This window comes from Sphingomonas brevis, from assembly GCF_023516505.1.
GTDB lineage: Bacteria > Pseudomonadota > Alphaproteobacteria > Sphingomonadales > Sphingomonadaceae > Sphingomicrobium > Sphingomicrobium breve.
Genome location: NZ_JAMGBB010000001.1, coordinates 1,908,055 through 1,931,623, shown reverse-complemented (window position 1 = coordinate 1,931,623; position 23,569 = coordinate 1,908,055). Strand labels below are relative to the sequence as shown.

The window sequence follows — 23,569 nt, the reverse complement described above, 5'->3', positions numbered from 1 at the left end:
CCCTTCTAAATACACAATAACTCGCTTCATTTTTTTCTCCAAATCCGCCGCCAACAGAGCAATGGTCCACCCTTATGGACTGCCGACTCGACCGCCTCGCCGACCTCGCCGAGAGCAGCATCGGCCTTGCCGTGCGCGAGCTTGGTCGAGCGGGAGTGAAGGGGCTGCTGCCGGTGGTCGCGCGGCTACGGCGGCTCGGCCTGGCAATTTCGCTGCTGGGTGCGCTCGCAGTGCAGGATGAAGGAGAGGACGATGGGCGAAATCGTTGACAGGCCGGCGCTGTTTGCCGGCGGGAACAGGGAACGCGAAGCGATCCGCCTGCTTCCCTGGCCGGTGCTCGGCGAGCTTGGACTCGGCGAGCGTGAGCGATCCGAGCGGATCAAAGGGATCGGGGGCAGCGATGCCAACGTCATCCTGTCGGGCGATGCGGACAGGATCTTGGGCTTGTGGCGCGAGAAGCGCGGCGAAGTTGAGTCGGCCGACCTCGGCGACAAGTTCGCGGTGATGCTCGGCTGCTGGACCGAGGAGTTCAACCGGCAATGGTATGAGAAGCTCAGCGGCCGGAAGGTCGACCGGCTGTCGTTGGCCCTGACCTGCCCAACCAACGAGTGGCGCCGCTGCACGCTCGACGGCTACATCGTTGAAACTGACTGCATCTTCGAGGCCAAGCACACCAATGCCTTTGCCAAGAATGAAGAGGTGCTTGAGCGCTACATGCCTCAGCTGCAGCACAACATGGCCGTCGCCAGGGTCGAGCGGGCGGTCCTTTCGGTGATCTTCGGCAACCACAAGTATGAGCTGTTCGAGGTGGCCTCCGACTGGATCTACCAGATCGAGCTCTTGCAGGCCGAGGCCGAGTTCTGGGACTGCGTCGAGACCGGCCGCCGGCCGGTCCCGGCAGTGCCGCCGGCGCCACCCAAGCCAGTCGGGGTGCGCGAGGTCTGCCTCGAGGGAAGCAACGCCTGGGCAGCCGCTGCCGCAGATTGGCTGGCCCACCGCGAGGCGGCCAAACTCCACGCCGCTGCCTGCAGCAGCCTGAAGGGCTTGGTCGAGCCGGACGTGGCCCGGGCGTTTGGCCATGGCATCGAGGCCAAGCGCAGCAAGGCCGGCGCGCTCAGCATCCGGGAGATTGGCGCATGACCTCGCCTGCCTGCCCTCACGTCTACCGAGCGATCAACGCCATCACCGCGGCGTTCGCGCGTGACGGCATCGCCAAGACCCACACCAATGTTCGTGACCAGTACCAGTATCGCTCAATCGACGATGTTCTGAACCGGCTTGGGCCGCTGCTTGCAAAACACCGGCTGTGCGTGCTGCCGCGGGTGCTGAAACATCGAACAAACCAATGTGTCGGCGAGCAGGACGGCCTGCTCACCAGCGTCAGCCTGCTGGCCGCGTTCGACGTCGTGAGCGCGCGCGACGGCAGCTCGCACACCGTGCAAGGTTGGGGCGAGGCGCTCGATGCCAGCGACAAGGGCACCGCCAAGGCGATGTCCTCGGCCTACAAAGGTGCCATGCTGCAGACATTTTGCATCCCCGTCGCCAATGACGATCCCGAGGCATCCGGCCACCGGCTCAAGGTCCGCGAGGTCGAGCCGGTCGAGGGTTGGCAGGCCTGGAGCGAGGGCATCCTCGACATGATCAAGGCTTGCGAGAGTTGCCCGGCGCTCGACCGGGTGCGGACGCGTCATGGAAGTTCATTGGTCGCGCTGAAACGCGAGCGGCCCGAGCTTTACGCCAGGATCGGCGAAGGGTTCACGCTACGCGGGCAGGAACTGGCCAGACCGAGGCCGGCGGCCAAGACGAAAATTAGGGCGAAGAAGGCAAGGCCGCTGGAGACGGTCGATGCCTGACCTGCGACTTCCCGACCGACTGCGACGCGAGAAATTCCGCCAGCCGTCACGCTGCTGCCCGGCCCACCGCGCCTGGGTCCGCAGGCATCGCTGCTCGGTGCCCGGCTGCAAGCGCCTGCCGATCGAATGCGCCCACGTCCGCAACGGGGCCGATGGCGGAACGGCGCTCAAGCCCTCCGACCGATGGTGCATCAGTCTTTGCGCCTACCACCACGCAGAGCAGCACCGGCTCGGGGAACGGAGGTTTGAGAGGAGGTATGGCCTGAGTTTGGCAGATCTGGCGCTGCTGTTCGCTCGCCGGTCGCCGCACGCACGAGTCCTGGCAGATCGCTAATCTGTGAACAGACCTAATGATCACCGCGTCGTCGATGGGCATCAGACAAGCGCTTGGCCGACCCGCTTTGCGGAAATCCTGAACGATGTCCGGCAACCTGGCGCTGGCACACCCTAGAAATCTGGCTAACGTCCAGCATCTGGGGCGGAGACAGGCGAATCGCGTCGGGTAAGACAGGGGGCTGTCATATGCATTGTGCTCGGGCCGCGCATAGGATGCGCGCGCGATGATCTTCAATTCGCTGACGTTCGTCGTCTTTTTCGCCATTGTCCTTGGCGTCTGGCAGTTGCGGCTGCCCTGGACGGGGCGCAAGGTCTTCCTGCTGATCGCCAGCTACCTCTTCTACGCCGCGTGGAATCCACCGTTCGTACTGCTTCTGTGGGCCTCCACTGTGGTCGATTGGTGGGCTGCACAGACGATGGTGAAATCCGACCGAAAATCAGTGCGTCGGTCCTGGTTGATTGCATCGCTCGTCGTGAATCTCGGAATGCTGGCCTTTTTCAAATATGGCCAGTTCCTGCTCGACAATTTCGTCGTGATCGCAGGCAGTATCGGCGTCCGTTATGTGCCAGCGAAATACGATATCGTCCTGCCGGTCGGGATCAGCTTCTACACCTTCGCGACACTTAGCTACACGCTCGACGTCTATCTCAAGCGTTCAAAGCCGGCAGCGCATTTCCTAGACTATGCATTGTTCGTCACCTTCTTTCCCCACTTGGTGGCGGGTCCGATCATGCGACCGACCGAGCTGGTTCCCCAATTCGCCGAGCCGAAAAGGGCGACGCGGGTCATGCTCTTGTTCGGGCTCTTCCTGATCACGGTTGGGCTCTTCCAGAAGGTGGTACTGGCCGACGGCTTTCTCGCCCCGGTGGTCGAAGCCGTTTATGATCCGCGTGGGCCAACGGTACCGCTACTGCTCGACGCGTGGATTGCGACATTGGCGTTCGCAGGGCAGATCTTCTGCGACTTCGCCGGCTATTCGACCACGGCGATCGGGGTTGCACTGTCGCTTGGCTTTGCAATGCCCGACAATTTTCGCTTTCCCTACGGCGCCGTCGGTTTTTCCGATTTCTGGCGGCGCTGGCACATCACATTGTCGGCCTGGCTCCGCGATTATCTATACATTCCTCTGGGCGGCAACCGCTACGGCCCGGCGCGAACCTATATGGCATTGATGGGCACGATGTTGCTTGGCGGGTTATGGCACGGCGCCAGCTGGACATTTGTGGCGTGGGGCGGGCTGCACGGCATCTATCTTTCGGCCGAGCGATGGTTGAGGGGGAGGTTTGGCGATTTTAAGCCGGGCCGGGGCCAGCTGCTTGCGTTGATGCTGCTGACCTTCCTGCTGATCGACGTGACCTGGGTCTTCTTTCGTTCGGACAGTTTTGGAGAGGCATGGACGATCCTGGGCGCCATGATCGGTCATGCGCCAGGCGGCAAGCCGTTAGTGGCAATCGTTCCGATGATATGCGCGGCGGCCATAGTTGCCGCGATCGTTGGTACTCACTGGGCGATGCGATTGACCACCATCGAGGCGGTGGTCGAACGGACGCCCGCTTGGGCACTGACCTTGGCGTGGGCCACAATGTTATTCGCGGTGATCATCGAGCAGGGGCAAGGCAATGCCTTCATCTACTTCGCCTTCTGAAGCCATCCATGAGGGCGCACTGCCCGCAGGGCTGAGGCTCACTGCGTCCGACCGGCCGGGCCAGGCGCAGCCTGTTCCGACCCGCGACATTCCGAACCGGCCATGGGGCACAATGGCATTCATCGTTGCGATCGTCGTTCTTCTGCTGACGGTCGGGTGGGAAATGAAGATGCGTTCACTCGGTCTCGTTGCGGGTGATGTCGACGATAGCATCGCCCGATGGGTCGAGACGCGCGCCCAGGCCAGCGGCAAGGACAAGGTTATCCTGGTGAGCGACAGCAGGTTAATGTTCGACACGGACTTGGACCGTTTTTCTGCCTTGACAGGCAAGCAACCAGTCCAGCTCGGCGTCGTCGGATCGAGCGCGCTCGCGTTGCTCAAGGACCTCGCCAAGGATCCGTCGGTCAATGGACTGGTACTGGTCGGCATGGCCGACACATCTTACTTCGGCGAGCCTGGATTTGCCGGCCTCTATCTCATGGAACCGCATAAATACCGGCTGCCATCACAGCGGACGCGGCTTTGGCTGGGCGATGCATTGGAAAAGGCTTTGGCCTTTCCATCAAAGGACTATCGGCTGAGCACCTTGTTGTTCCGGATAGATCGCGGATGGCGCAAGGGCGTCTTTGGCCCATATGAGGACGTCTGGAAGATCAGCACAAACGATCGGCGGCGCGCCTATGTGATGTGGGACCGGATCGAGACCGATCCCTTTTTGAGGGCCCACGCGACCTTCGTCTGGAATGACTTCAAGGCGGACCCGGGAGAGCCGCCGTTCAATGTACCAAAAACGCTGAAGGAAAGCGCTAAAGCCGTAGAGGCCATTCGGGCGCGAGGGGGCGATGTGATCTTTCTACGCCCGCCGTCCGCGGCTCGACTTCGCATCAACGAAGAGCAGCGAATTCCCAAGGCTGAGGGTTGGGACTCATTGTTGCGGCTGACGCATTCCGAGGGAATCCATGCGGACGACTTCGGGCCGCAGCCATGGGTGCTTCCGGAACTGTCTCACCTCAGTGCCGGCTGCAGGACCGTCTACACCGACATCTATGTGCGCCGTTTGGCAGGGATGACGGATCGGCTGCGGCTGCGCGGGGACGCACCCCCGCCGCTTTCCGTGCAAGACTGTGTCGACTTGCCTGCAGGGGCGCCGGCGCGGCGCATTTGACACTGCGCTGCAAACTGGCGCACCCAACATAAAATGATGGGCACTTCAATCATTGGGAAATTTCTGTTTCATTAGGCAAGTGCTGACCGCAATGATTGGCTGTAGCTTCCATCAGGCCGACCCGCTGCCGACAAAAAGAAGCTTACCGTCTAATGGCAGCTTTCGACCCATTGCGGTCATTGGCGAACAACTGCAAACTTCAGCATCTTTGTGGGGGGATGACGAATGTTCCGCCTGTTAAAGCTGAAGCCGCCGAACGGTTGGAATGCTGTCGGATGGGAACTGGCGATCGTCACACTCGGTGTTCTCATAGCGTTAGGTGCACAGGAGTTGGTGCAAAGCCTCCACTGGAAGCGCGAAGTAAGTCAGACTCAAGAGGCGCTGGATGCCGAACTTTCACGCAACCTAGCGGTCTTCGACTTCACAATGGCCCAGATTCCCTGCATCAATGGACGCACCGAGGAGCTGCGGAAATGGGCCGAAAGTTTCCGAACCGGGAAGCCTCTGCGGCTTAAACACGAAATCATCCCGCTTCCGGGCTTCATGGTTCGAACCGAAGCCTGGGAAATCATCGATGGCGAGATTGCGTCGCGAATCCCATTGCAGCCGCGGCTTAATTACGCCGGTCTCTATTCGAGCATGCGAACCTTTCGCGACGTGAAGGACCGCACGGGCGATACCTGGGTAACAATCGCCGAGTTCGATGGGAGCACTCGGCTTGAAGAAGCAGACATCCGCAAGATCATATTAGCTACGAAGGATCTTCAAGGAATGGCCGAGATACTTCCGGCGTTCAAGACAACGATCGACCGCCACGCCCGCGAGCTTGGGCTAAAACCGGATCCCCAGCTTTTGAAAGCCGCCAACCCGATTATCCCACGGATTCAAGATGCGGCCTGCAAGCCCTATTTATAGTCGGTAGCGACGTTGACTCCGCCCTTTGCCCGCACCCACAATTTCCGCGTTCCACCCATTGCGGACACTTCGCTGCGCTGTCAGTCTTGATGGGAGTCTCGGCACCGGGGAATTGGGGCATGAGCGGCACAGACTATATCCTTGGCCTGCTGACAATCGTGACGGGTCTCGCAGTCAGTGACATGATCGTTAGCCTGCACGGCCTTCTGATCAATCGCCGATTGGTAAAGTGGGACTGGCTGGCTCTGCTTGCCGCCGCCTTCGTGTTCCTTCTGATTATCAACAGCTGGCGGATGACATACGTGGCGTTCGAGGGATCGGTGAAGGGCCCCCACATCTGGATTTTCCTCCTGATCCTGGCGCCGATGATTTCATTGTATCTCGCTGCCCGCGCAGCCCTTCCTGACAACGTAGTCGTCGGGCAGCCGTTCGATCTTGGCGAACACTACGCCTTCGTTGGTCGCTACCTGTGGTCGGCCATAGCCGTCCTATATGGCGCTGTGGTGTTTATGGGTGGGCTTTCCTTCGTAACGCGGGGATTGTCCGCCCAGGGCGATATGTATCTGGCAGGGCTGATTGGATTTCCCATCGTTCTGGCGCTGGCCATCTGGCCCAACCGGAAGCTTCACCGTATTGCGGTCCCGCTCCTCTTCATTTGGCTGTGCATCAGGGTTCTGCCTGCTCGCCTGCTGGTCGTCTAATTTGTCTCTGCGGCGGGTAGCGAATGACCACTGTCGATCGACCTCGACCCATTGCGGTCATTAGCGACCAATCGCAGTTGCAGGCACTTTCCTATGACATTGGGTGAATCACGACGTTGAAACCCTCAGCCGACGCAGGGGGCACAACGTAGCTGTTGAATAATTCAAAGTCCGCCTCGCTGACCTGATACTCATGAGTTCCAGACGCGTTGCGCTCCGCCAAGCGCGACTTGCATACCTCGTCGGAGACATCGAGGTAATGCAATTGGTGGTCCGCACCTGCGCTCTCGACGACCGTTTTGATCCAGGCTCGCGCCGTTGGCGTATTCGCCTGAAAGTCCAACACAACATTGAGGCCGGTTCGGAGAAGCTTCTCCAAATGAGGTCCGATGGCCCGGCGCAGCCGTGTCGCGGCACGAATATAATCGTCGATCGTAGCAATTTCGCCGGATAAAGGCGCGACAGAAGTTCGTCCTCGCCTATCAAGACAGTAAGTGGCGCATTGGCGAGCGAAGCCGCCAGCGAAGATTTGCCCGAGGCAATTTTCCCACAAAATGCATGCAACATCCCTGAATCGGTCACCACGAGTTCCCCCTAGTCTCAAACAAAATCTAGCAGGCAGTGCACGTTGCTGGAATGTCGCTTTCCACCCGTTGCGGACATTAGCGCCTTGCGCGAAACTCGCCCGATAGCATTAGGCAGGAGATAGTCCGATGCGGGGCATAGCAGCAGCTGTTCTGATTTTGAGCGCCGACGCGGGGGCGGCTCCGCTGGACTGGCCCGTCGTTGAGTATTTTCCCGCACCTGCGGCGGGCGGTCAGCCCGCTCCGTATGCGAATGCGGTCAGAGTTGGAGACATGCTCTATCTGTCAGGGCAGACGGGGGACGTTGATGGGCAGCTGAAGGACGGGTTCGAGGCTCAAGCGCGGCAGACGATGGAAAATGTCGGGGCTGTTCTCAAGGAGCGAGGCCTTGGCTTTGCCGACGTTGTAAAATGCACGGTGATGCTTTCCGACATGAGCAAGTGGCCCGCATTTAACGCAATTTACGTTCCCTATTTCCCGATCGGCAAGCTACCGGCCCGTAGCGCCATCGGCGCGAATGGCTTGGCTGGTGGCGCCTTGATTGAACTCGAATGCTGGGCACACGCGAGGCAGAAATAGGCAAGAGCTAACGGCAGCTTTCCACCCATTGCGGACAATAGGTCGTGCTGCGATGACGGCGACCAATGAAACAGAAACCGACCGACTTTTCATTGTCGCTAGAGGAACTGACGGGTTTGAGCGCGGGTGACCCGCGACAGGCGCCGATGCCATTGGTCAAGGCAGTCTGGCAGTCCTGGAAGAAGCCACTTTACCAACTCACCAATGCGGAAATCGGGTGTCTGGTCGCGCAATCCGATGGGTTCCCATGCGTGCTTGATTTCGTCATGCCCAAGCTTGAAGCTGACCCATTGTTCGAAGGCGGCTATTATCCCGGCGATGTGCTTTCTTCCCTCATTCGGGCTGAGCCGGGCGTATGGAGGGAGCGGCCTGAGTATGCTGCCGTGCTCCCGGCATTGTATCATCGAGCGTTGGAGCGGCCGGCCGATGAGAACGACGCGTTCCGTGAAAGCCTCAATCTCCCCGACTTAGGTGCGGCCTCGAACTAGTGGCCGCTTTCCACCGATTGCGGTCGTCAGAGCGATTTTTCTTTTGCCCCTGGTGGACGCAGTTGTCAGCCGTCCGGAAAGGTCCAGCCGCCCGAAATGCATTCGCGCGGCGTCGTTGAAAGCGCGGACGTTCACCGACGTCCGACGGTTGGCCTGATAGATTAAGTGGACAGGGATCGGAGGCGGTGCGAGGTCGTCAAGCAATGTCACCAGTTGCCCGGAAGAAATCGCGTCGAGAGCCTGGTATGAAAGCACATGCGCTATCCCCAAGCCGTCGATGGCCGCCGAGATTGCCGCATCGGCGGCATTTACGATAAGTCGCGGCCCGACCCGTATAGCCGGCTTGCCGCTGGAGCCGAACCGCCACTCCTGAGTGCGATCCAGTTCGTCAAACGAAATCAAAGAATGGCCGTGCAGGCCGGCGACACCAGCAGGCGCTGGATGTACTGCGAGATAACGGGGGCTGGCGACAAGGATGCGACGCACTTCAGCAACCTTAAGCGCGTAAAGGGCACTATCCGATAGATCTCCAATCCGAACCGCGACGTCGATCCCTTCATCAACCAGCCGAACCACCCGATCGACCAGAGTTAGCTCGACCCTGAGCGTACTGTGAGCACGTAGCATTGCGGTCACGATTGGGACGATATGGAGCCGCCCGAACGTGACCGGCGCGGTGACGACCAGGGTTCCGCCTGGCGTCGCGGCGTCGCCGCGTAAGGCAAGCGCCGCGTCGTCGAGATCAGCGAGCACCGCGCGGCACTTATCTAGATAGATGGCTCCCTCGGCCGTAGTCCGAACTGAACGAGTTGTTCTACGAAGCAGAACGGTACTAAGCGAGGCTTCAAGGACAGCGACCGCACGACTTGCAGCTGTCGGCGAGATCCGCAAGCGCCGCGCAGCTTCGGCGAAGCTGGCATTGTCCGCGACCGCCACGAAGGTCCGAAGCATATCCAGTCGGTCCATGATTATCCCGTTATTCGCATGAGTGAAGTGGGCAATGACCGGATTATCACAGAAGTGCGCGAATGGCATTCGTTGTTGGGAGGCCGCATCCCGCGGCCCGAGAAGGAGATATCTCAATGTCCCGCATCACCATCCCATCCCGCGAAGACGCCCCCGCCGAATCACAGCCGTTGCTCGACGCGGTCGGGAAGCAGCTCGGCATCGTCCCGAATCTTTTCCGCCTCGTGGGGAACAGCCCTGCAGCACTCGAAGGCTATCTTGGCCTAAACGGCGCGCTCGGAGGGACGCTCGACGCCAAAACCCGCGAACGGATCGCTCTCGCCATCGCTCAGGCGAATGGCTGCGACTATTGCCTGTCGGCGCATACCTATCTCGGCCTCAACCTCGCCAAGATCGATGACACCGAGATTGCCCTCAATCGCGCTGGCCATTCGGGCGACGCCAAGGCCGACGCCGCGGTCGTCTTCGCCCGGAAAGTCCTCGATATGCGGGGTCGCGTCAGCGATGCTGACATCGCCGAGGTTCGGCTGGCTGGTTTTAGCGAAGCCCAGGTTATTGAGATCGTTGCGAGCGTGGCCCTCAATGTACTCACAAACTACATCAACAACGTCGCCGAGACCGACATTGACTTCCCCGTTGTCCGCGCCGCGCAAGCCGCCTGACGACTTCTTCGTCGGCGAGCTCTCCACCTCTCGCCGACGACATTTTCTTTTCGCTGAGATCGTCCATTCTCCAGCCATTGCCGCCGGCGTCCCAGTTACACGCTTCGGTTTGTGATTAATCTGAGCATGAAGATTGACCGTCCCTTATCTCGTCAGGAGAGCGGCAACTTTCGAGTTTTCGCTGGTGTCTGACACCAGCCCGTCGCGGCCGCGCGTAAAGTTAAGGGGACTATGGAGTCGATGCACAAACTGAATTTTCGTTATTGCCTCTCGAACGGCATCCTAAGCGCCTGCCACTCAATGGAGACGCATGATGCAAATGCAGACCATGGACCGCACCCCCCTGGCGCGTAGTTCTTTGCGGGCTAGGCGCCACCTCGATCATTTGCACTGCGCTCCCCGTCGACGGCAGCTGGACGGCGCATTTGAATGAGCGAAAGGGCGCCCAGGGTTGTCATCGTTGGCGCCGGCTTCGGCGGGCTGGCCGCTGCGAAGCGGCTGGTCGGCAAGCGCGTCGACGTGACCTTGGTTGATCGGCGCAACCATCACCTGTTTCAACCGCTGCTCTACCAAGTTGCGACCGCCGCCTTATCGCCGGCTGACATCGCTGCCCCGATCCGGTCGATTCTCTCCAGCGCTCCCAATGTGCGGGTGTTGCTTGACGAAGTAGTGGGGATCGAATCGAGCTCGAACCAAGTCATCCTCGATCGCACCGGACCCCTGGCCTTTGACTGGCTGATCCTGTCGACCGGCGCCTGCCATAGCTACTTCGGCCAAGACCATTGGGCCAGCCACGCCCCCGGCCTCAAGAGTATCGAGGACGCAGTCGACATCCGTCGCCGCGTCCTTTTGGCGCTGGAACTTGCCGAAACGGAGACGGACGCGACCCGGCGGCGGAGGCTGCTAACATTTGTGGTAATCGGCGGCGGCCCAACCGGTGTCGAGATGGCGGGAGCAATCGCCGAGCTCGCGCGCCGTTCCGCCTCTAACGATTTTCGCAGCATTACGCCGCGTTGCTCGAGAGTTGTGCTGGTCGAGGCGGGCTCAAGGGTTTTGCCGGCATTTCCGCCGCCGCTTTCCCTCAAGGCCGAGCAGGCGCTTAGTGAGCTTGGCGTAGAAGTCCTGGTCAACTCACCGGTTAGCAACGTCGCGGGTGATCACGTTGCCAGCGGGCGGGTACAAATCCCGGCCCATACCGTCGTTTGGGCGGCCGGTGTTCAAGCCTCGCCAGCTGCGCAATGGCTAAAGGCCGAGCACGACCGCCAGGGGCGCATCTTCGTGGAACGCGACCTCCGGGTTCCGGATCATGACCGGATTTTCGCTATCGGCGATACTGCCAATGTCCCCAGCATGGATGGTCAGGCTCTCCCGGCGATTGCGCCGGTTGCCAAACAGCAGGGCCGCTGGGTCGCCGACCAGATCCTTGGCCGCTGCGCAATGCCATTTGCTTACCGCAGCTTCGGCAATCTAGCGACGATCGGCCGCAGCAAGGCGGTGATTGAATGGGGCAATTACCAGCAGAGCGGGTTTATTGCCTGGCTGATCTGGTCACTAGCCCATATCTGGTTCCTGGTCGGATTCCGCAGTCGCCTTGCGGTCGGGATCAGCTGGCTTTGGAACTACTTTACCTATCAACGCAGCGCCCGCCTGATCACAGATGAAGCTGTTTCTTCGTCCCGAATTCTTGGCCGCGAAGCGGGCGCCTAACAACGTCATGGCAGCTCCTCGAACAAATGGCGGGACCGACTGTGAAATGTTTGGTGATGATGATTCGCACCCCTGCATTCGATCCGCGGGTGATACCGGCGCATCTTTGCTTTCTCGATGATCTGCGCGAGCGAGGGATGCTCGAGCAATCTGGCCCATTTACCGATGGGACAGGTGGCGCATACGTTTTGAAGGTGAGGAGCTATAATCAGGCACTGTTCGTGGCAGAGCAGGATCCACTCAACCTGCAGGACTGTTCAACGATAACTGTGCGGGAGTGGAAGTCAGGTCCGTAGGGATCAGTCTCCTAGGCCTTGGATACGGTTACCAATGTCCGTCTTCGACCCAAAGAGGACATTAGCCGGCCACGAGATTCCGATTAAGTCACCTTTTGCCGAGCATTGAACTGCGGCTGATCCCAGCTTCGGCTGTCCATGATCGCCGCGCAGCTCTCGACCGCGCTCCAGACATCCTCGAAGCGCAGGTAAAGCGGCGTCAAGCCGAAGCGGATGATGTCAGGGGCGCGGAAATCGCCAATCACACCCTCGGCGATCAGCGCCTGGCAGATGGCGAAAGCATTAGGGTGCCGGAAGGCGATGTGACTGCCCCGACGCGATGCATCTCTCGGTGTGACGCAGATCAATTCCGGGCAGCGTTCGGACATCAGCCGGTCGAACAGCTCGAACAGGGCGATCGACTTTTCCCACACGGACTGCATGGGGACGTCGTCGAATGCTTCGATCGCAGCTTCGAGCGCTGCGAAGCTCAGGATCGGCGGCGTCCCCGCGAGGAATCGGTCGATCCCGGGCGCCGGCACATAGTCGGCGGAAAAATCGAACGGCGCTGCATGGCCCATCCAGCCGCGCAGCGGCGACAGCAGCCGGTCCTGAAGATGTTCGGCGACATAGAGGAATGACGGTGCCCCCGGCCCGCCGTTGAGATATTTGTATCCGCAGCCGACCGCCAGCTCGACTCCGTCGCGATTCAGCTGCAGCGGGACGGCGCCCGCGCTGTGGCAGAGGTCCCAGATGGTCAGCGCCCCGGCGCCCCGCGCCTGCTTCGTCACGGCCGCCATGGCGTATCGCTCCGACGTTCCATAATGGACGTGGGTCAGGAGTAGCAGGTTGGTGGTGGAATCGAGGCTGTCTTCGATCTTCTCGCGGGACTCGATCCTCAGGTCGAGGCCGGCGAGTTCGGCGGCGCCCGAGGCAATGTATCGGTCGGTGTGGAAATTGTCCGTTTCCGTTAGCAGGGCCGAGCCCTGCGAAAGCCGGGAGGCGGCGACAATTAGCTTGAACAGGTTCACGGAGGTTGAATCGGCGATGATGACCTCATGCGGCTTGGCGCCGATTAGCCCGGCAATCTTTGCGCCGACCCTTTGCGGCGCGTCGATCCAGCCGGCGTTCCAGCCGCCGATTAGCTGCCGGCCCCACTGGTCATTGACCACCTCGCCCAGTTTCGCCTGCGTCAGGCGGGGCAAGGGGCCCAGCGAATGCCCGTCGAAATAGGCAATGCCCTCGGGCAGCAGGAACCGCTGGCGAATCGCGCGGAGCGGATCGCCGAGGTCGAGCTCCAGCACATCGGAAAGGATCATTGAACGGTCTGGCATGGCACGCGCTTGACAAATGGACGGGTGATGGCGAGGCTTAGGGCGTGACGGAATTTCGCCCCCTTGCCAACAGTTTCCAGCCCGCTTCGGGCGGGACGGCCTGGCTTCGGTGGCGCGGAACGACCCTCGCGGCGCGATGGCGTGGCTGCTGAACTGATCATCTTGATCCATTCACACTGACCAGCTCCTCGACCCGCCTTCCGACGGGTTTTTCATTGCCGCAAGGAATTTCCATGTCGAACCCAAGCCAATCGGCCGCACCGCAGCGTTTGTTCGATGAACTTCGTCAACTGGGCGCTCCGCCGCCCGCCCTCGGTTTCGGCATCTCCACGCCGGACCAGCTCCGCTAGGCCGCCGCGTCGGGTGCGGCTGGTGTGATCGTCGGCTGCGCGATGGCTAGTGCGGCGACGGAGGCAGATCATTCGCCTCCGCGGGTCGCCACCTTGGTTTCAGAATTGAAAGCTGCGACGATGCGGTGCGCAGCGTGAGGAACTGCAAGCAACTATGTTGACGATCATCCTTGTCATTATCGGCGTCGCGATCATCTATTATGGCCGCGCGCTCACTCTGGCCGTCATTGCCCACAGGGTCCGGCCGAATCTCGAAGCACTGATCCTAGGCGCAGTCGTGAATTTTTTCGACGCACTGGGAATTGGCTCATTTGCCACGACCACTGCATGGATGAAGTTTCGGCGACTGGTGCCAGATCGCCTGATCCCGCCAACGATGATCGCCGGCCTCACGCCACCGGTCCTGGCCGAAAGCGTCATCTTCCTGATCTTGCTGGGAGTGCTGGTCGATCCAATCTTGTTGTTCGGCTGTGCGATGGCAACGATGGCCGGCGGGTTGGTCGGAGCGCCATTGGTGGCCCGGGCGAGGGTTTGGGTGGTACAATTGCTTGTCGCGATAGGCTTGATCTTGGCCGCCACCGCTTACGGGATGACCAACCTGCACCTGTTTCCAGTCGGTGGGACTTCAACTGGCCTGCCGCCCGTCCAGACGTCGATCGCTATTATTGTCAGCTTTGGGCTGGGGCTGCTGGCAAACTTCGGCGTTGGCAATTTTGCGCCGACGCTGGTCATTCTCAGCTTGATGGGCATGGACCCAAGACTGTGCTTCCCGATCATGGCCACCGGCGGCTCGTTGATGGGTGTCGGCTCCGGCGTCCGGCATATCCGAATGGGGCAGATCGACCTTCGCATTGTTCTTGGCCTTGCGCTGGGAGGGATTCCCGCTGTGATCGTTGCGGCCCTGATCGTGAAATCCATGCCTCTTGAGCTGCTTCGCTGGATGGTGCTTGTAGTGGTAGTTTATGCGGCGATTGTATTGCTGAGAGCCGCGCTAAGCGGCAGGCGTGACGAAAAGGCGCAGTTGGCACAAACAGCGGTGGTGGCATCATGACCAACCCAAACGCGCTTAACCGCGACTTCGAGAAGTATGACCAAGTGCGAAAGTCGCATACCTATCGACTGGCCGAAAGCGATCGCGATGAATTCGACGAGGATTATCTGATCGCCACGTTGGATCTTGGCGATTATCTGAGCGGAGATGAGGCCGCCAAGGCGCGCTTTGCCCATGAATTTGTCGGTGCGTTGGAGGAAATTGGCTTTGCCGTTCTAATTGGACACGGCGTGGATCCGGCACTTTACGATGACATTCAAGACGGCATCCACAGGCTGTTCACGACGACGTCACTTGACGACAAGATGCGATTTCGCGCCCAACGATTTGGATCGGTCAGTCAAGGATATTTCCCGATCGAGGAGACCAGCGAAATCCATCCCGATCTGGTCGAAGGCTGGGTGTGGTGCCGCCGAGCATTCGACATTCCGCAGCAGCGCGACGGCAACTTCCGGCCAGAGGATTATTGGCCGCAAGTGGAATATGAGCCGCTGTTCCGCCGGCTCGCGCTCGAGCATGAGAAATTGTTCAAGCCGATCGCTCAGGCAATACTCCACGGCCTTGGCGTCGACCCACACATTTATGATCAAAAGTTGACGGGCACCAATTTCGGGCTGCGCCTGAACTACTATCCGCCAATGAGCCGGGCCCAGGACCTGTCGGGCGCAGGCAGGCTGCTGGGCCATGAAGATGTTGACCTGTTCACCCTCTTGCCAGCCACGACCGTCGACGGGTTGCAGGTTTGGAATCACCGCAGCGGCAAATGGGTGCGGCTAAATCCTCCCTATGGATCCATCATCATCAACACGGGCGACTACATGCAGCGGATCAGCAACGACCGGCTTCCATCGACAACGCACCGCGTCGGAAAGCCGAGCGACCGATCGCATCTCGCGAAGGCACGAGTTTCGTTTCCGGTGGCGGTCTACGTTTGGGAGCAGGAGATTCTTGAGGTTTTGCCTGGCTTGGGCCCGCCAAATTATGAGCCCATCAAGGCCCAGACCTTTCACACCCGAAGTACGAGCAAGTTTTACGGCGACGACTACGCTGTCGAGGATTGAGTGGGTTTGTCCGCACGTCGAGTCCAATGACCGGTTTCGACCCATTCCGGACATTGGCCAATCGTTCGGTGCTTAACGCTGGCTGGCGGCGGCTTGCGCTCGGAACGCTCGCTCGAATTGCTGCAATTCCTGTGGGGGAATGTCTGACACGGCCGCGAACCTGAGGCCTCCATCGCTCCATTCGGCCAGTTCAAACCCGTCTTCGACTGAGGTTCGCTCGCTCACGGGCTTCGACGGCCAGACGAACAGGTTCACCGTGTGGAGCCTGCGATGATAGACGATGGCAGCTACCGTCCTTCCATCGATGGAATCGAGCCGGCCGCCGGCCAATGGGAACCCCTTATCCGCGAGCTCAGGAACCGGCGGCGCGAAATCGATCTTGCCGTTGAACCATGGCTTCACGATGTGCTGATTGGTTGTCTGGACGTCCGTCAGGTGGCCCGGCTGAAGCGAACGGACATGGCTTGAGACGAGCTGCTGGTCGATTCCCGACGGATCTGAAACCGGAACGAACAGCACCATCGCCAACGAAGCCGCCAGCGCTCCGGCAAGGCCCGGAGCAAGCCAGCCCGGAAGCATTTGCCGCTTGCCTGCCCTCGGCGACAGTTCCGGCAATTCCGCAATGCGCTGTTTCAAAGTTTCGGGCGCCGAATGGCGAACTCCGTCAGCCCGGAGGAGGTTGCGAACAGCCTGCAGCCGGTCAAGCTCCTCACGACAGCCTTCGCATCGCGCGACGTGGGCCTCGACCAGCGCAGTGTTGGCGGCGTCGAGCTCGCCGTCGATGAGGCCGCCCAGCAGCAGTTCCTGATCAACACAGGCGGACATCACTTCACGCTCCTTGACGCTTCGTCTGCACCCTTGGCGGGCGGCAAGAGCTCTTTGGCAAGTATGGACCGCCCCCGCGACAGGCGCGACATGACCGTTCCGATCGGAACTCCTGTAACTTCGGCAATCTCCGCATAGGACAGATCCTCAAGGTCACGCAGGACAATGGCTTCGCGAAACGGCTCCGGCATGGCCTCGATTGCGGCGCGCAGCTGGCTGATCTCGGTCTTGCGGATGACCTCTTCTTCCGGCGTCGGCGAAGGGTCAGCTCGCTCGTTGAGCGCAACCGCCACTTCCTCGTCCAGACTGCTTTCGTGAATGACGAGGCTGAGCATACCGCTTTGACCGGATTGCGCCGTCCGGCAGCAATTGCGCACGATCGTGAACAGCCAAGCCCGCGCCGATCCGCCACGGAACTGGGCGAAGGCACGGAAGGCGCGCAGGCACGAATCCTGCACGACATCCTGGCTGAGCACCGGGTCCCGCGTCAGATAGCATGCGAGATTATAAGCCCCGTCCAGGTGCGGCAGGATGAGCTGCCTGAATCTGTCGGCTTGGCCGGCATCGGGCCGGGGGACACCCAGCACCGAACTCTCGCTGGCCCGTGAGCGTGCTCTGAAGAGCAAATGACTGAAAGTCTTCACAGTCTCACGACCAGTTCCCGTGCCTCACGCTTTGACGACGATCGTGCCCGTCATGTGCGGGTGCAGCGAACAGAAATAGCCGAATTGACCCGACTTGGCGAAAGTGAAGGAGAAACGGTCGCCGGTATCGAGAACCTTCGACTTAAACACCCCATCCTTTGACACGACCGTGTGCGGGATATCGTCGTCGTTGGTCCAAGTGACCGTCGTTCCGGTCTGCACTGTCACGACCGGCGCCTTGAAGGTGAAGTTGCCGATCGTCACGACTGCGGCCGGCTGTGACGGAGCGGCCTTCGCCATGTCCGCCACCGCCGACAGCATCAGGATGCCGGCAAGGAGGGTAGATGCTTGGAACGTTAGAATCTTGAATGCGCGAGTCATGGGTTCTCCTGTGGGGTCAGGCGGAAAGGGTGGAGTCGATAAGTGCGATGCGGTCGTGACCGCGCACGAACATCGCGTCGGTGATTCCAAGCATAGAGCGGAGCTGTTCGGCAGGGACCTTGAGCGGCCCTGGAGACTCCGCAGTGCCGGGAGCCGGTTGCGGAAAGGCGGTTGATCGCGCGGTGTGGAAGGCGATGCGCCCTTCCACTTTCTGCGTGATCTGGTGAATGTGGCCATTGAGGACCGTGACCGAACCGAAGCGTGCAAGGAGCTTCAGCGCCTCGGCGGCGTCATCCGTGCCCCATCCCCAGTCGGCGTAAACCGTCCACAGCGGGATATGCGCGAAGACGACGATAGGGGTCGAAGACGGCCGCCCGGCAAGGTCCGCCGCCAGCCATTTGAGCTGTTCGGCGCCGAGGTTGCCCATGCCGCCCGGCTTCAGGTCGGCGACATTGACGAGAGCAACGAAGTGGACGCCCTTGTGGTCGAAACTGTACCAGCCCGCGCCCTTCGATCCCTTTCCGAAGCGATTGAGGAAGGCCTTGCCGCCATCGGGGTCGAGCATGTCATGTTCGCCTGGGACGAAGAACACCGGAAGACCCGTCGCCTTCAACATCTGTTCGGCGTCGTCGAACTCCTCGTCGCGCGAGAGCTGTGAAACGTCCCCGGTGTGAATGATGAAATCAGGTTGGGCCGGAAGCGCCTTCACTTTCGCGATTGCTTCGCCGAAAGTTGCGCGGGCATCTGCATTGGGCGGCTTGTTGAAGCCGATATGGCTGTCGCTCAGCTGGACGAACGTGAAAGGCTTTGCGGCCATATTCCGAAGCGGCGCAGCCAGGGCATGGTCGAGGCCCATCGAGCTGCCGACGCCCCCGGTGAACGCGAACAGCGCGCCAGTTCCCGCCCACGCCATGCATTTCAGGAAATCGCGGCGGTCTTCTTCAATTCCAGACATAGCATCGACCTTCGTTTCAAAGTGTCGATGCCAGTGACTCGGCCGGCGGACAGTTTATTCCCGAACCCGCAAAGATTTATTGGGTTCGCCTATGTCCGCTATCCACCTATTGCGGCTGCTAGGACTCTTCCAATCTCGGGATCACTCTAGGTGTCGGTCCCTCCTTCGAAGTTGGCAGCCGCAAGACAAATACCAATGCCGCGAGTGCGCCGAAGAACAAGACCACGAAAATAATGAAAGCATCGATGTACTGCTTTTTGGTGTGCAGAAACGGCGCGAGTTCGGCCCAATAGGCTGCCGACGCCCCTATCAGCACTAGCCACGAGATCAGCCTGCGAAACCGAAGCCCCCACATGTGGGTAGGGTACGGCACAAAGCTCCCAATGCAATGACCGCTTTCGACCCATTGCGGCCATTAGGAATGTCTCTGGGGGCGGAGAATTGCAATTCCTGAGTGCGGGGGGACGCAGCTGAGACAGTGCTCAGCTGCGTCGAGAGCGCTAGCCAAGGGGGCCACAAGGTATGCGCTCCTAGGAGCTAATTCGTGCTCGACCTGCCGATGGCTACACTTCGCCCAGCACTCCTGATTCAACGCGCGTGATGAGCTCATCGCTAAGCCAGCGAGCCAGCATGTCACTAGCGGAGCCAATTGCGCCTTCGGTACCAAACCTAAGCCGGAGGATCTCGCATGCATCGGCAAAACTGGAGCCATCCTTAAGCGCCGAGACGACCTGAAACTCCCAGATCGGAACCGACCTGAAGCACGGCAGGAGTCCGCGGCGCCAAACAATATAGGCATGACTTTCTGACAAGATGGCCGCAGGTGGAGGGGGCGATTGCTCGTCGATTGCCAACCAAATGTCGGCGGCATTGGACCGCGCTTCCGAAGTCCTCAAGGACGATACGAAAATGATGCGTGCATCATCCCAATTGAGCTGCGTGAGGTGACCCGTGTCGATAGGCGCCTCATCCTCGGCAACAAGCGCCTCGGCCATCGCCCAATCGAGCCACGCAAGCTCCGGAACTTCGGGGTCTTGAGGAAATAGCGCCTGGACCGTCGCGGAGAAGTCATATCCATAATGATCCAAGGTCCAGCTCGCCGGAAACTGAAGAGCGATATGCGCATCGGCAGCGCGCTCGAACTCCGAATCTCCAAGCCAGAGTGCCAGATAGGGAAATCCCGTTCTGAGTGCTGAACGAAGCTGCTCCCGATAGTTATTCCGGTAGACGCGCAGCCCATCACCGACGATTGGCAATTTATGCCGCGCGCGACCGTCGCGAAGGCATTCGCTGAATTCCCGCTGGAGGTCCCGGAGCCTCATCAGCTCACCAAGGCTGCGGCTCGACCCGCAATCGACCGCGCTTGATTGAGCTCGGCCAACAGCCACTCGATCGGCGGAATTTCGTCGTCGCGCTCAATCATGGTCGCCGCCTGCGGAAAAAGTGCGATCGTTAAGCAATAGAGTTCCCAGACTGCGGCACAGACGTCCCGGTCATGGGTGTCGATCCGGAGCGAACCTGTATCGTCATGACCCGCGAGATGAATTTGGCGGACGTCGCAGCCTCTTAGGGCTTCGAGGTAATGCAGTGCATCGAACCCATGGTTCATTGCACTCACGAACACGTTATTGACGTCGAGCAGCAAGCCGCAGCCGGTGTGTTGGGTGAGTTCGCGGATGAACTCCCATTCGGTCATCGACGAGTGATCGAAAGTCACATAACTTGTCGGGTTCTCGATCAGGATCTGTCGGTCGAGACGTTCCTGTGCCTTGACGATGTTTCGCCCAACAATGCTCAGCGCTTCGTCGGTATAGGGAAGTGGAAGCAGATCATGCGAATTGAACTCTTCGTATCCGGTCCAACAGAGATGATCCGAAACGAAGAGCGGATCCACCCGGTCGATTAGCAATTGGAGCTGATCCAAGTGGACGTCATTCAATCCCGAAACTGACCCCAGCGACATCGAAACGCCATGGAGCGCGACGGGATAATGTTCTCGGACCCGGGACAGGGTGACAAGCGGTCGTCCGCCTTCAACCATGAAGTTTTCCGAGATGACCTCGACAAAATCGACCGGCACGGAGCCTTCGGCAAACTGTCGGTAGTGAGGCTTGCGCAGCCCCAGGCCGAAAAGGCGTGGTTGGCCTTCGCTGATCATTACTGTGATCTCTTGGGAAAGGGCCCAGCTCGTTTTCAGACGAGCTGGGCTTAGGAAGCTAGCTTTGCGGCGTCAGACTGCCACCTGCCTTGGCGCACTGATCCTTGGTCAGGTCCTTGAAGCCCTGACCCTTGCAGGAGTTCTGCCCCTTGCATTCGTTCTTGGCGGTCTTGCAGTCGGACTGCCCTTTACAGTCATTGACTCCGTAGCATGGCGCCACCTCCGCGCTCTTGGCGGCAAAGGCGGGAGCAGTCGGCGCCGTCGCGCTGAGGGCCAGTACGGCTGCCGTGGCGGCGATACTCAGGGTAGGTTTGAGATAGGACATGGTCGCTTGAACTCCACGAAATGGGTTGATGCCGAACCGGCATCAGGATTTCGTCGGAGCAGCGACAAAAGTTACATTCATTCACCAATGCAAAAGTCGTGGCCCAAACCGGCGACCGACAATGGCCGCGACAGCAAACGCTAGGGTATACCAGACCAATGCGAACACGGCAGTGTCAGTCGGGCAATGAAGGCAATAGATGACTCCGGCGATCGCGCTCGCGCAGAGGCCAGTGACTGCACCCGTCGCCTCCATGCGGGTCGGCGCGAATGATTGGAAGGCCCACCACAGGCCGGCGTAGATCGGAATGGAGAGAGCCAGAACCAACCAGGTGCACAGCTGCCAACCATGGCCGAGAACCAATGCCATGCGGTCTGCAGGGGTGGTCCGGACCAGCTCAAAAGTGGCCGCGGGAAGATAAATCAACAGCGGGATTGGAAGGAGCCACAGGATGTTCGTGCTCGAACCGGGACGAGCCAGGCGTGCCGCGACAAGCAGGGAAATCCCGGCCGTGACGATCATATAGGATGCCTTCGACCAGAAGCGGACCGAGTTAACAACCACGCCTAGGTCTGGCCTCATTCCCACGATGGATATCAGAAGGACGACGGAAATCGCCGCTCCCGCTGTCGCTCCAAGCGCCAATCGAAGCGCAACGGCCGCCCGCGGCACCGGCCGGAGCCCCGACACCAGAGACTGGACCAATTCGTCGGTTGGACGCTGCACGGAAGTCATCTCACTTTCCCCTGTACTCGTGCGGATAGACGCTTGAGCCCGCGATACACTGACATCTTGGCGTCCGACTGGGAGATGCCTGCCGCGGCAGCAGCTTCTGACAGTGACAATCCCTCGATTTTCGTGGCGCGGATTGCAGCCTGCTGCTTCACGGGCAAATCGCCGAGCAATCGGTCAACGTCGATCAACGCGAGGCTGGCAAGCTCGAAGTCAGGAGCAGCAATCTGCTCGTCAAGATACTCGGATGGCATCAGCCGATATGATCGTCGGAAGTGGTCCGCCATTTTATAGCGCGCGATCGCATAGAGCCACGCCGAAAAAGGCCGCGCCCGATCGTAGGTCGACCGCTTGGTGTGCACGGCAATTAAAGTTTCCTGCACGAGGTCCTCCGAAACGTCCTCGCTTTGGACCCGCCGGTTAAAGAAGGCCCGCAGCTGTGGCACCAACAGGCGCAGCAGCGCATCATAAGCCGCGGCGTCGCCATCAAGCGCGCGGATCATGCGTGCTCTCAGTTCAGCTTCGCGCGCAATCACATCGATTCCCGACACTGAATTCGCCTCACCGCCACGTTTGGTCACAGTCCCTTCAGAGAATTTTGTGACCGTCGAGCTTTCTTTCACGAATTCACCTGCAGTCGCCACCCGCGGTGATCGCTGAACTGGCCTGCCCTGTTGGCCAGCGCAGCTTCATAATTCTAGCATGAGGTACTGACATGCGAGCCTTCTTTTCCATGGCCGTCGCAGCAATCGTAATGGCCGCCGCCCCAGCGAGTGCTGGCGAGATTCGTAACTTCGACCGAGCGGCCTTTCAGGCGCTCCAGGCCAAGGACGCTCCGACGATTGTGTTCGTGCATGCGAGCTGGTGCCCAATTTGCCGAGCCCAAGAAACGACCATCAGCAAATTGCTGTCCACTCCGGTGTTTCGGAACGTCACCGTCCTCACGATCGACTATGATACGCAAAAGCCATTGTGGACGAGCTTCGGAGCTCAAAAGCAATCAACGCTGATCGCTTTCCATGGTCGGCGTGAAACGGCCCGCCTCGCTTATGATGCGGACCCAAAAAAGGTGACCGCACTCATTGCGTCGGCGCTTCGCTAGCCCCAAATGTCCGGCGAGGTTTTCAACCCGCTCCTGGCGTTTGTTGCCGGAGCTCTCACCATACTCTCGCCGTGCGTCCTGCCACTCGTCCCGGTGGTGCTCGCATCCGCGGGACAGCAGCACCGGTTTGGCGCCTTGGCGCTTGCCGTCGGTCTCATCGCGAGCTTCACAATCGTCGGGTTCATAGTCGCAGCATTCGGCACTCGTCTCGGCGTCGACGCTGATCACCTAAGGGCAAGTGGTGCGCTGATTCTCGGCGCAGCTGGCATCTTCCTCATAATTCCGGGACTCCAGGATCTTGTCGCTAAATTGGCCTCGCCGCTTGTGGCTTGGGCGGGCGATCGGCAGCAGGCCTTCGACAATGGCGGCATTTGGGGCCAAGCGGCGATTGGCGTACTGCTTGGACTAGTGTGGAGTCCGTGCGTCGGCCCAACGCTGGGCGCGGCAATTGCGCTCGCTGCCCAAGGGCAGCAGCTCTCGAGCGTCGCGCTGACGATGGCATCCTTCGCCACCGGCATTGCGGCGGTCTTGCTGAGTATTGCCCTACTGGGCAGAAGCCTGTTTCAACGCATGAGGCACGGTCTCGCGGCCAACGCCAAGATCGCCAAGAAGGCGCTTGGGGTGATTTTGCTCGTCGTGAGCATTCTGATTCTGAGCGGTCTTGATCGGATCATCGAAGCTCGGTTCGTCCAAGCGGCACCCGATTGGCTGGTCCAGCTGACGACCTCGATCTAGTTATGCTTCTCCAATCAGCAGCGGATCGAATCTGGTGCT

The 23,569-nt window shown here is 60.0% G+C and carries 29 protein-coding genes; 17 read left to right on the top strand and 12 right to left on the bottom strand.

All coding sequences use genetic code 11. The features are described 5' to 3' along the window. The first annotated feature begins 74 nt into the window (after positions 1–74). From LZ518_RS09965 to LZ518_RS09935, 8 genes are all read left to right on the top strand, one after another. On the top strand, positions 75–269 hold the full coding sequence (locus LZ518_RS09965) for a hypothetical protein (protein WP_249915839.1): 195 nt from the start codon (positions 75–77) through the stop codon (positions 267–269). After that, entirely contained in the window at positions 253–1,140 is an 888-nt protein-coding gene (locus tag LZ518_RS09960) for a YqaJ viral recombinase family protein (protein ID WP_249915838.1), read from the top strand. Before LZ518_RS09965 ends, LZ518_RS09960 begins: the two co-directional genes overlap by 17 nt. Further along, entirely contained in the window at positions 1,137–1,853 is a 717-nt protein-coding gene (locus LZ518_RS09955; protein ID WP_249915837.1) for an ERF family protein, read from the top strand. The genes LZ518_RS09960 and LZ518_RS09955 overlap by 4 nt, the downstream gene beginning before the upstream one ends. After that, on the top strand, positions 1,846–2,187 hold the full coding sequence (locus LZ518_RS13630) for a DUF968 domain-containing protein (protein WP_489146321.1): 342 nt from the start codon (positions 1,846–1,848) through the stop codon (positions 2,185–2,187). The genes LZ518_RS09955 and LZ518_RS13630 overlap by 8 nt, the downstream gene beginning before the upstream one ends. A gap of 226 nt (positions 2,188–2,413) precedes the next feature. After that, entirely contained in the window at positions 2,414–3,835 is a 1,422-nt protein-coding gene (locus LZ518_RS09950) for an MBOAT family O-acyltransferase (protein WP_249915836.1), read from the top strand. Beyond that, on the top strand, positions 3,810–5,000 hold the full coding sequence (locus tag LZ518_RS09945; protein WP_249915835.1) for a hypothetical protein: 1,191 nt from the start codon (positions 3,810–3,812) through the stop codon (positions 4,998–5,000). Before LZ518_RS09950 ends, LZ518_RS09945 begins: the two co-directional genes overlap by 26 nt. 225 nt (positions 5,001–5,225) lie before the next feature. Then, positions 5,226–5,915 carry a hypothetical protein gene (locus LZ518_RS09940; RefSeq protein ID WP_249915834.1) on the top strand — a complete coding sequence of 230 codons (690 nt, stop codon included), beginning with the start codon at positions 5,226–5,228 and terminating at the stop codon, positions 5,913–5,915. A 119-nt stretch (positions 5,916–6,034) separates the two neighbouring features. Beyond that, positions 6,035–6,616: a hypothetical protein gene (locus tag LZ518_RS09935; RefSeq protein ID WP_249915833.1), complete on the top strand. Its 582-nt coding sequence runs from the start codon at positions 6,035–6,037 to the stop codon at positions 6,614–6,616. Between the two features lie 91 nt (positions 6,617–6,707). Here LZ518_RS09935 and LZ518_RS13625 read toward each other — a convergent pair whose 3' ends face one another. Then, positions 6,708–7,169, bottom strand: coding sequence for a P-loop nucleotide/nucleoside kinase family protein (locus LZ518_RS13625; protein ID WP_431358219.1), 462 nt, complete (start codon positions 7,167–7,169; stop codon positions 6,708–6,710). 160 nt (positions 7,170–7,329) lie between these two features. On the opposite strand from LZ518_RS13625, the gene LZ518_RS09930 reads away from it, so the two are divergent. Both LZ518_RS09930 and LZ518_RS09925 read left to right on the top strand, forming a co-directional pair. After that, complete coding sequence (locus LZ518_RS09930) at positions 7,330–7,779, top strand: RidA family protein (RefSeq protein ID WP_249915832.1); 450 nt, start codon at positions 7,330–7,332, stop codon at positions 7,777–7,779. Positions 7,780–7,844: 65 nt separating this feature from the next. Continuing rightward, positions 7,845–8,267, top strand: coding sequence for a contact-dependent growth inhibition system immunity protein (locus LZ518_RS09925; protein ID WP_249915831.1), 423 nt, complete (start codon positions 7,845–7,847; stop codon positions 8,265–8,267). Here LZ518_RS09925 and LZ518_RS09920 read toward each other — a convergent pair. Beyond that, the gene (locus LZ518_RS09920) at positions 8,247–9,233 is read right to left on the bottom strand and encodes a LysR family transcriptional regulator (RefSeq protein ID WP_249915830.1); all 987 of its coding nucleotides are present in this window, start codon (positions 9,231–9,233) and stop codon (positions 8,247–8,249) included. The genes LZ518_RS09925 and LZ518_RS09920 overlap by 21 nt on opposite strands. Positions 9,234–9,349: 116 nt before the next feature. Between LZ518_RS09920 and LZ518_RS09915 the strand changes: the two genes are divergently transcribed. The 3 genes from LZ518_RS09915 to LZ518_RS13620 all read left to right on the top strand — a co-directional run bounded on the left by LZ518_RS09915 (position 9,350) and on the right by LZ518_RS13620 (position 11,898). Continuing rightward, on the top strand, positions 9,350–9,895 hold the full coding sequence (locus LZ518_RS09915; protein WP_249915829.1) for a carboxymuconolactone decarboxylase family protein: 546 nt from the start codon (positions 9,350–9,352) through the stop codon (positions 9,893–9,895). Positions 9,896–10,324: 429 nt separating this feature from the next. Further along, positions 10,325–11,602 (top strand): NAD(P)/FAD-dependent oxidoreductase, encoded by a 1,278-nt coding sequence (locus LZ518_RS09910; protein WP_249915828.1) that lies wholly within the window; start codon positions 10,325–10,327, stop codon positions 11,600–11,602. A gap of 26 nt (positions 11,603–11,628) precedes the next feature. Next, positions 11,629–11,898 (top strand): YciI family protein, encoded by a 270-nt coding sequence (locus LZ518_RS13620; protein WP_431358218.1) that lies wholly within the window; start codon positions 11,629–11,631, stop codon positions 11,896–11,898. 83 nt (positions 11,899–11,981) lie between these two features. Here LZ518_RS13620 and kynU read toward each other — a convergent pair whose 3' ends face one another. Next, complete coding sequence (kynU, locus tag LZ518_RS09905; protein WP_249915827.1) at positions 11,982–13,211, bottom strand: kynureninase; 1,230 nt, start codon at positions 13,209–13,211, stop codon at positions 11,982–11,984. A gap of 504 nt (positions 13,212–13,715) precedes the next feature. Between kynU and LZ518_RS09900 the strand changes: the two genes are divergently transcribed. Together LZ518_RS09900 and LZ518_RS09895 are read left to right on the top strand one after the other, a co-directional pair. Further along, entirely contained in the window at positions 13,716–14,612 is an 897-nt protein-coding gene (locus tag LZ518_RS09900) for a sulfite exporter TauE/SafE family protein (protein WP_249915826.1), read from the top strand. Continuing rightward, positions 14,609–15,673, top strand: coding sequence for a 2OG-Fe(II) oxygenase family protein (locus LZ518_RS09895; RefSeq protein WP_249915825.1), 1,065 nt, complete (start codon positions 14,609–14,611; stop codon positions 15,671–15,673). The genes LZ518_RS09900 and LZ518_RS09895 overlap by 4 nt, the downstream gene beginning before the upstream one ends. A 72-nt stretch (positions 15,674–15,745) precedes the next feature. Here the strand turns inward: LZ518_RS09895 and LZ518_RS09890 are convergent, their stop codons facing one another. The 9 genes from LZ518_RS09890 to LZ518_RS09850 form a co-directional block, all read right to left on the bottom strand. Then, positions 15,746–16,498: an anti-sigma factor family protein gene (locus tag LZ518_RS09890; protein WP_249915824.1), complete on the bottom strand. Its 753-nt coding sequence runs from the start codon at positions 16,496–16,498 to the stop codon at positions 15,746–15,748. Further along, positions 16,498–17,085, bottom strand: coding sequence for a sigma-70 family RNA polymerase sigma factor (locus LZ518_RS09885; RefSeq protein ID WP_249915823.1), 588 nt, complete (start codon positions 17,083–17,085; stop codon positions 16,498–16,500). Before LZ518_RS09885 ends, LZ518_RS09890 begins: the two co-directional genes overlap by 1 nt. 81 nt (positions 17,086–17,166) lie before the next feature. Continuing rightward, the gene (locus LZ518_RS09880) at positions 17,167–17,523 is read right to left on the bottom strand and encodes a cupredoxin domain-containing protein (RefSeq protein WP_249915822.1); all 357 of its coding nucleotides are present in this window, start codon (positions 17,521–17,523) and stop codon (positions 17,167–17,169) included. Positions 17,524–17,539: 16 nt separating this feature from the next. Then, the gene (locus LZ518_RS09875) at positions 17,540–18,478 is read right to left on the bottom strand and encodes a metallophosphoesterase family protein (protein ID WP_249915821.1); all 939 of its coding nucleotides are present in this window, start codon (positions 18,476–18,478) and stop codon (positions 17,540–17,542) included. Positions 18,479–19,041: 563 nt separating this feature from the next. After that, on the bottom strand, positions 19,042–19,800 hold the full coding sequence (locus LZ518_RS09870; protein WP_249915820.1) for an HvfC/BufC N-terminal domain-containing protein: 759 nt from the start codon (positions 19,798–19,800) through the stop codon (positions 19,042–19,044). Continuing rightward, entirely contained in the window at positions 19,800–20,636 is an 837-nt protein-coding gene (gene bufB, locus LZ518_RS09865) for an MNIO family bufferin maturase (RefSeq protein ID WP_249915819.1), read from the bottom strand. The genes LZ518_RS09870 and bufB overlap by 1 nt, the downstream gene beginning before the upstream one ends. 58 nt (positions 20,637–20,694) lie before the next feature. Continuing rightward, entirely contained in the window at positions 20,695–20,961 is a 267-nt protein-coding gene (bufA2, locus tag LZ518_RS09860) for a BufA2 family periplasmic bufferin-type metallophore (RefSeq protein ID WP_249915818.1), read from the bottom strand. 81 nt (positions 20,962–21,042) lie between these two features. After that, complete coding sequence (locus LZ518_RS09855) at positions 21,043–21,696, bottom strand: DUF1109 domain-containing protein (RefSeq protein ID WP_249915817.1); 654 nt, start codon at positions 21,694–21,696, stop codon at positions 21,043–21,045. Next, entirely contained in the window at positions 21,693–22,337 is a 645-nt protein-coding gene (locus LZ518_RS09850; protein ID WP_348538678.1) for a sigma-70 family RNA polymerase sigma factor, read from the bottom strand. The genes LZ518_RS09855 and LZ518_RS09850 overlap by 4 nt, the downstream gene beginning before the upstream one ends. Before the next feature lie 89 nt (positions 22,338–22,426). On the opposite strand from LZ518_RS09850, the gene LZ518_RS09845 reads away from it, so the two are divergent. Together LZ518_RS09845 and LZ518_RS09840 are read left to right on the top strand one after the other, a co-directional pair. Continuing rightward, positions 22,427–22,795, top strand: a complete 369-nt coding sequence (locus LZ518_RS09845) for a thioredoxin family protein (protein ID WP_249915816.1) — start codon at positions 22,427–22,429, stop codon at positions 22,793–22,795. 6 nt (positions 22,796–22,801) lie between these two features. Then, positions 22,802–23,530 carry a cytochrome c biogenesis CcdA family protein gene (locus tag LZ518_RS09840; RefSeq protein ID WP_249915815.1) on the top strand — a complete coding sequence of 243 codons (729 nt, stop codon included), beginning with the start codon at positions 22,802–22,804 and terminating at the stop codon, positions 23,528–23,530. Positions 23,531–23,569 lie beyond the last annotated feature (39 nt).

Bases quoted from the DNA above. Each gene is read 5' to 3' on its own strand.
- LZ518_RS09965 (WP_249915839.1), top strand. From the start codon at position 75: ATGGACTGCCGACTCGACCGCCTCGCCGACCTCGCCGAGAGCAGCATC.
- LZ518_RS09960 (WP_249915838.1), top strand. From the start codon at position 253: ATGGGCGAAATCGTTGACAGGCCGGCGCTGTTTGCCGGCGGGAACAGG.
- LZ518_RS09955 (WP_249915837.1), top strand. From the start codon at position 1,137: ATGACCTCGCCTGCCTGCCCTCACGTCTACCGAGCGATCAACGCCATC.
- LZ518_RS13630 (WP_489146321.1), top strand. From the start codon at position 1,846: ATGCCTGACCTGCGACTTCCCGACCGACTGCGACGCGAGAAATTCCGC.
- LZ518_RS09950 (WP_249915836.1), top strand. From the start codon at position 2,414: ATGATCTTCAATTCGCTGACGTTCGTCGTCTTTTTCGCCATTGTCCTT.
- LZ518_RS09945 (WP_249915835.1), top strand. From the start codon at position 3,810: ATGCCTTCATCTACTTCGCCTTCTGAAGCCATCCATGAGGGCGCACTG.
- LZ518_RS09940 (WP_249915834.1), top strand. From the start codon at position 5,226: ATGTTCCGCCTGTTAAAGCTGAAGCCGCCGAACGGTTGGAATGCTGTC.
- LZ518_RS09935 (WP_249915833.1), top strand. From the start codon at position 6,035: ATGAGCGGCACAGACTATATCCTTGGCCTGCTGACAATCGTGACGGGT.
- LZ518_RS09930 (WP_249915832.1), top strand. From the start codon at position 7,330: ATGCGGGGCATAGCAGCAGCTGTTCTGATTTTGAGCGCCGACGCGGGG.
- LZ518_RS09925 (WP_249915831.1), top strand. From the start codon at position 7,845: ATGAAACAGAAACCGACCGACTTTTCATTGTCGCTAGAGGAACTGACG.
- LZ518_RS09920 (WP_249915830.1), bottom strand. From the start codon at position 9,233: ATGGACCGACTGGATATGCTTCGGACCTTCGTGGCGGTCGCGGACAAT.
- LZ518_RS09915 (WP_249915829.1), top strand. From the start codon at position 9,350: ATGTCCCGCATCACCATCCCATCCCGCGAAGACGCCCCCGCCGAATCA.
- LZ518_RS09910 (WP_249915828.1), top strand. From the start codon at position 10,325: ATGAGCGAAAGGGCGCCCAGGGTTGTCATCGTTGGCGCCGGCTTCGGC.
- LZ518_RS13620 (WP_431358218.1), top strand. From the start codon at position 11,629: ATGGCGGGACCGACTGTGAAATGTTTGGTGATGATGATTCGCACCCCT.
- kynU (WP_249915827.1), bottom strand. From the start codon at position 13,211: ATGCCAGACCGTTCAATGATCCTTTCCGATGTGCTGGAGCTCGACCTC.
- LZ518_RS09900 (WP_249915826.1), top strand. From the start codon at position 13,716: ATGTTGACGATCATCCTTGTCATTATCGGCGTCGCGATCATCTATTAT.
- LZ518_RS09895 (WP_249915825.1), top strand. From the start codon at position 14,609: ATGACCAACCCAAACGCGCTTAACCGCGACTTCGAGAAGTATGACCAA.
- LZ518_RS09890 (WP_249915824.1), bottom strand. From the start codon at position 16,498: ATGTCCGCCTGTGTTGATCAGGAACTGCTGCTGGGCGGCCTCATCGAC.
- LZ518_RS09880 (WP_249915822.1), bottom strand. From the start codon at position 17,523: ATGACTCGCGCATTCAAGATTCTAACGTTCCAAGCATCTACCCTCCTT.
- LZ518_RS09875 (WP_249915821.1), bottom strand. From the start codon at position 18,478: ATGTCTGGAATTGAAGAAGACCGCCGCGATTTCCTGAAATGCATGGCG.
- LZ518_RS09870 (WP_249915820.1), bottom strand. From the start codon at position 19,800: ATGAGGCTCCGGGACCTCCAGCGGGAATTCAGCGAATGCCTTCGCGAC.
- bufB (WP_249915819.1), bottom strand. From the start codon at position 20,636: ATGATCAGCGAAGGCCAACCACGCCTTTTCGGCCTGGGGCTGCGCAAG.
- bufA2 (WP_249915818.1), bottom strand. From the start codon at position 20,961: ATGTCCTATCTCAAACCTACCCTGAGTATCGCCGCCACGGCAGCCGTA.
- LZ518_RS09855 (WP_249915817.1), bottom strand. From the start codon at position 21,696: ATGACTTCCGTGCAGCGTCCAACCGACGAATTGGTCCAGTCTCTGGTG.
- LZ518_RS09845 (WP_249915816.1), top strand. From the start codon at position 22,427: ATGGCCGTCGCAGCAATCGTAATGGCCGCCGCCCCAGCGAGTGCTGGC.
- LZ518_RS09840 (WP_249915815.1), top strand. From the start codon at position 22,802: ATGTCCGGCGAGGTTTTCAACCCGCTCCTGGCGTTTGTTGCCGGAGCT.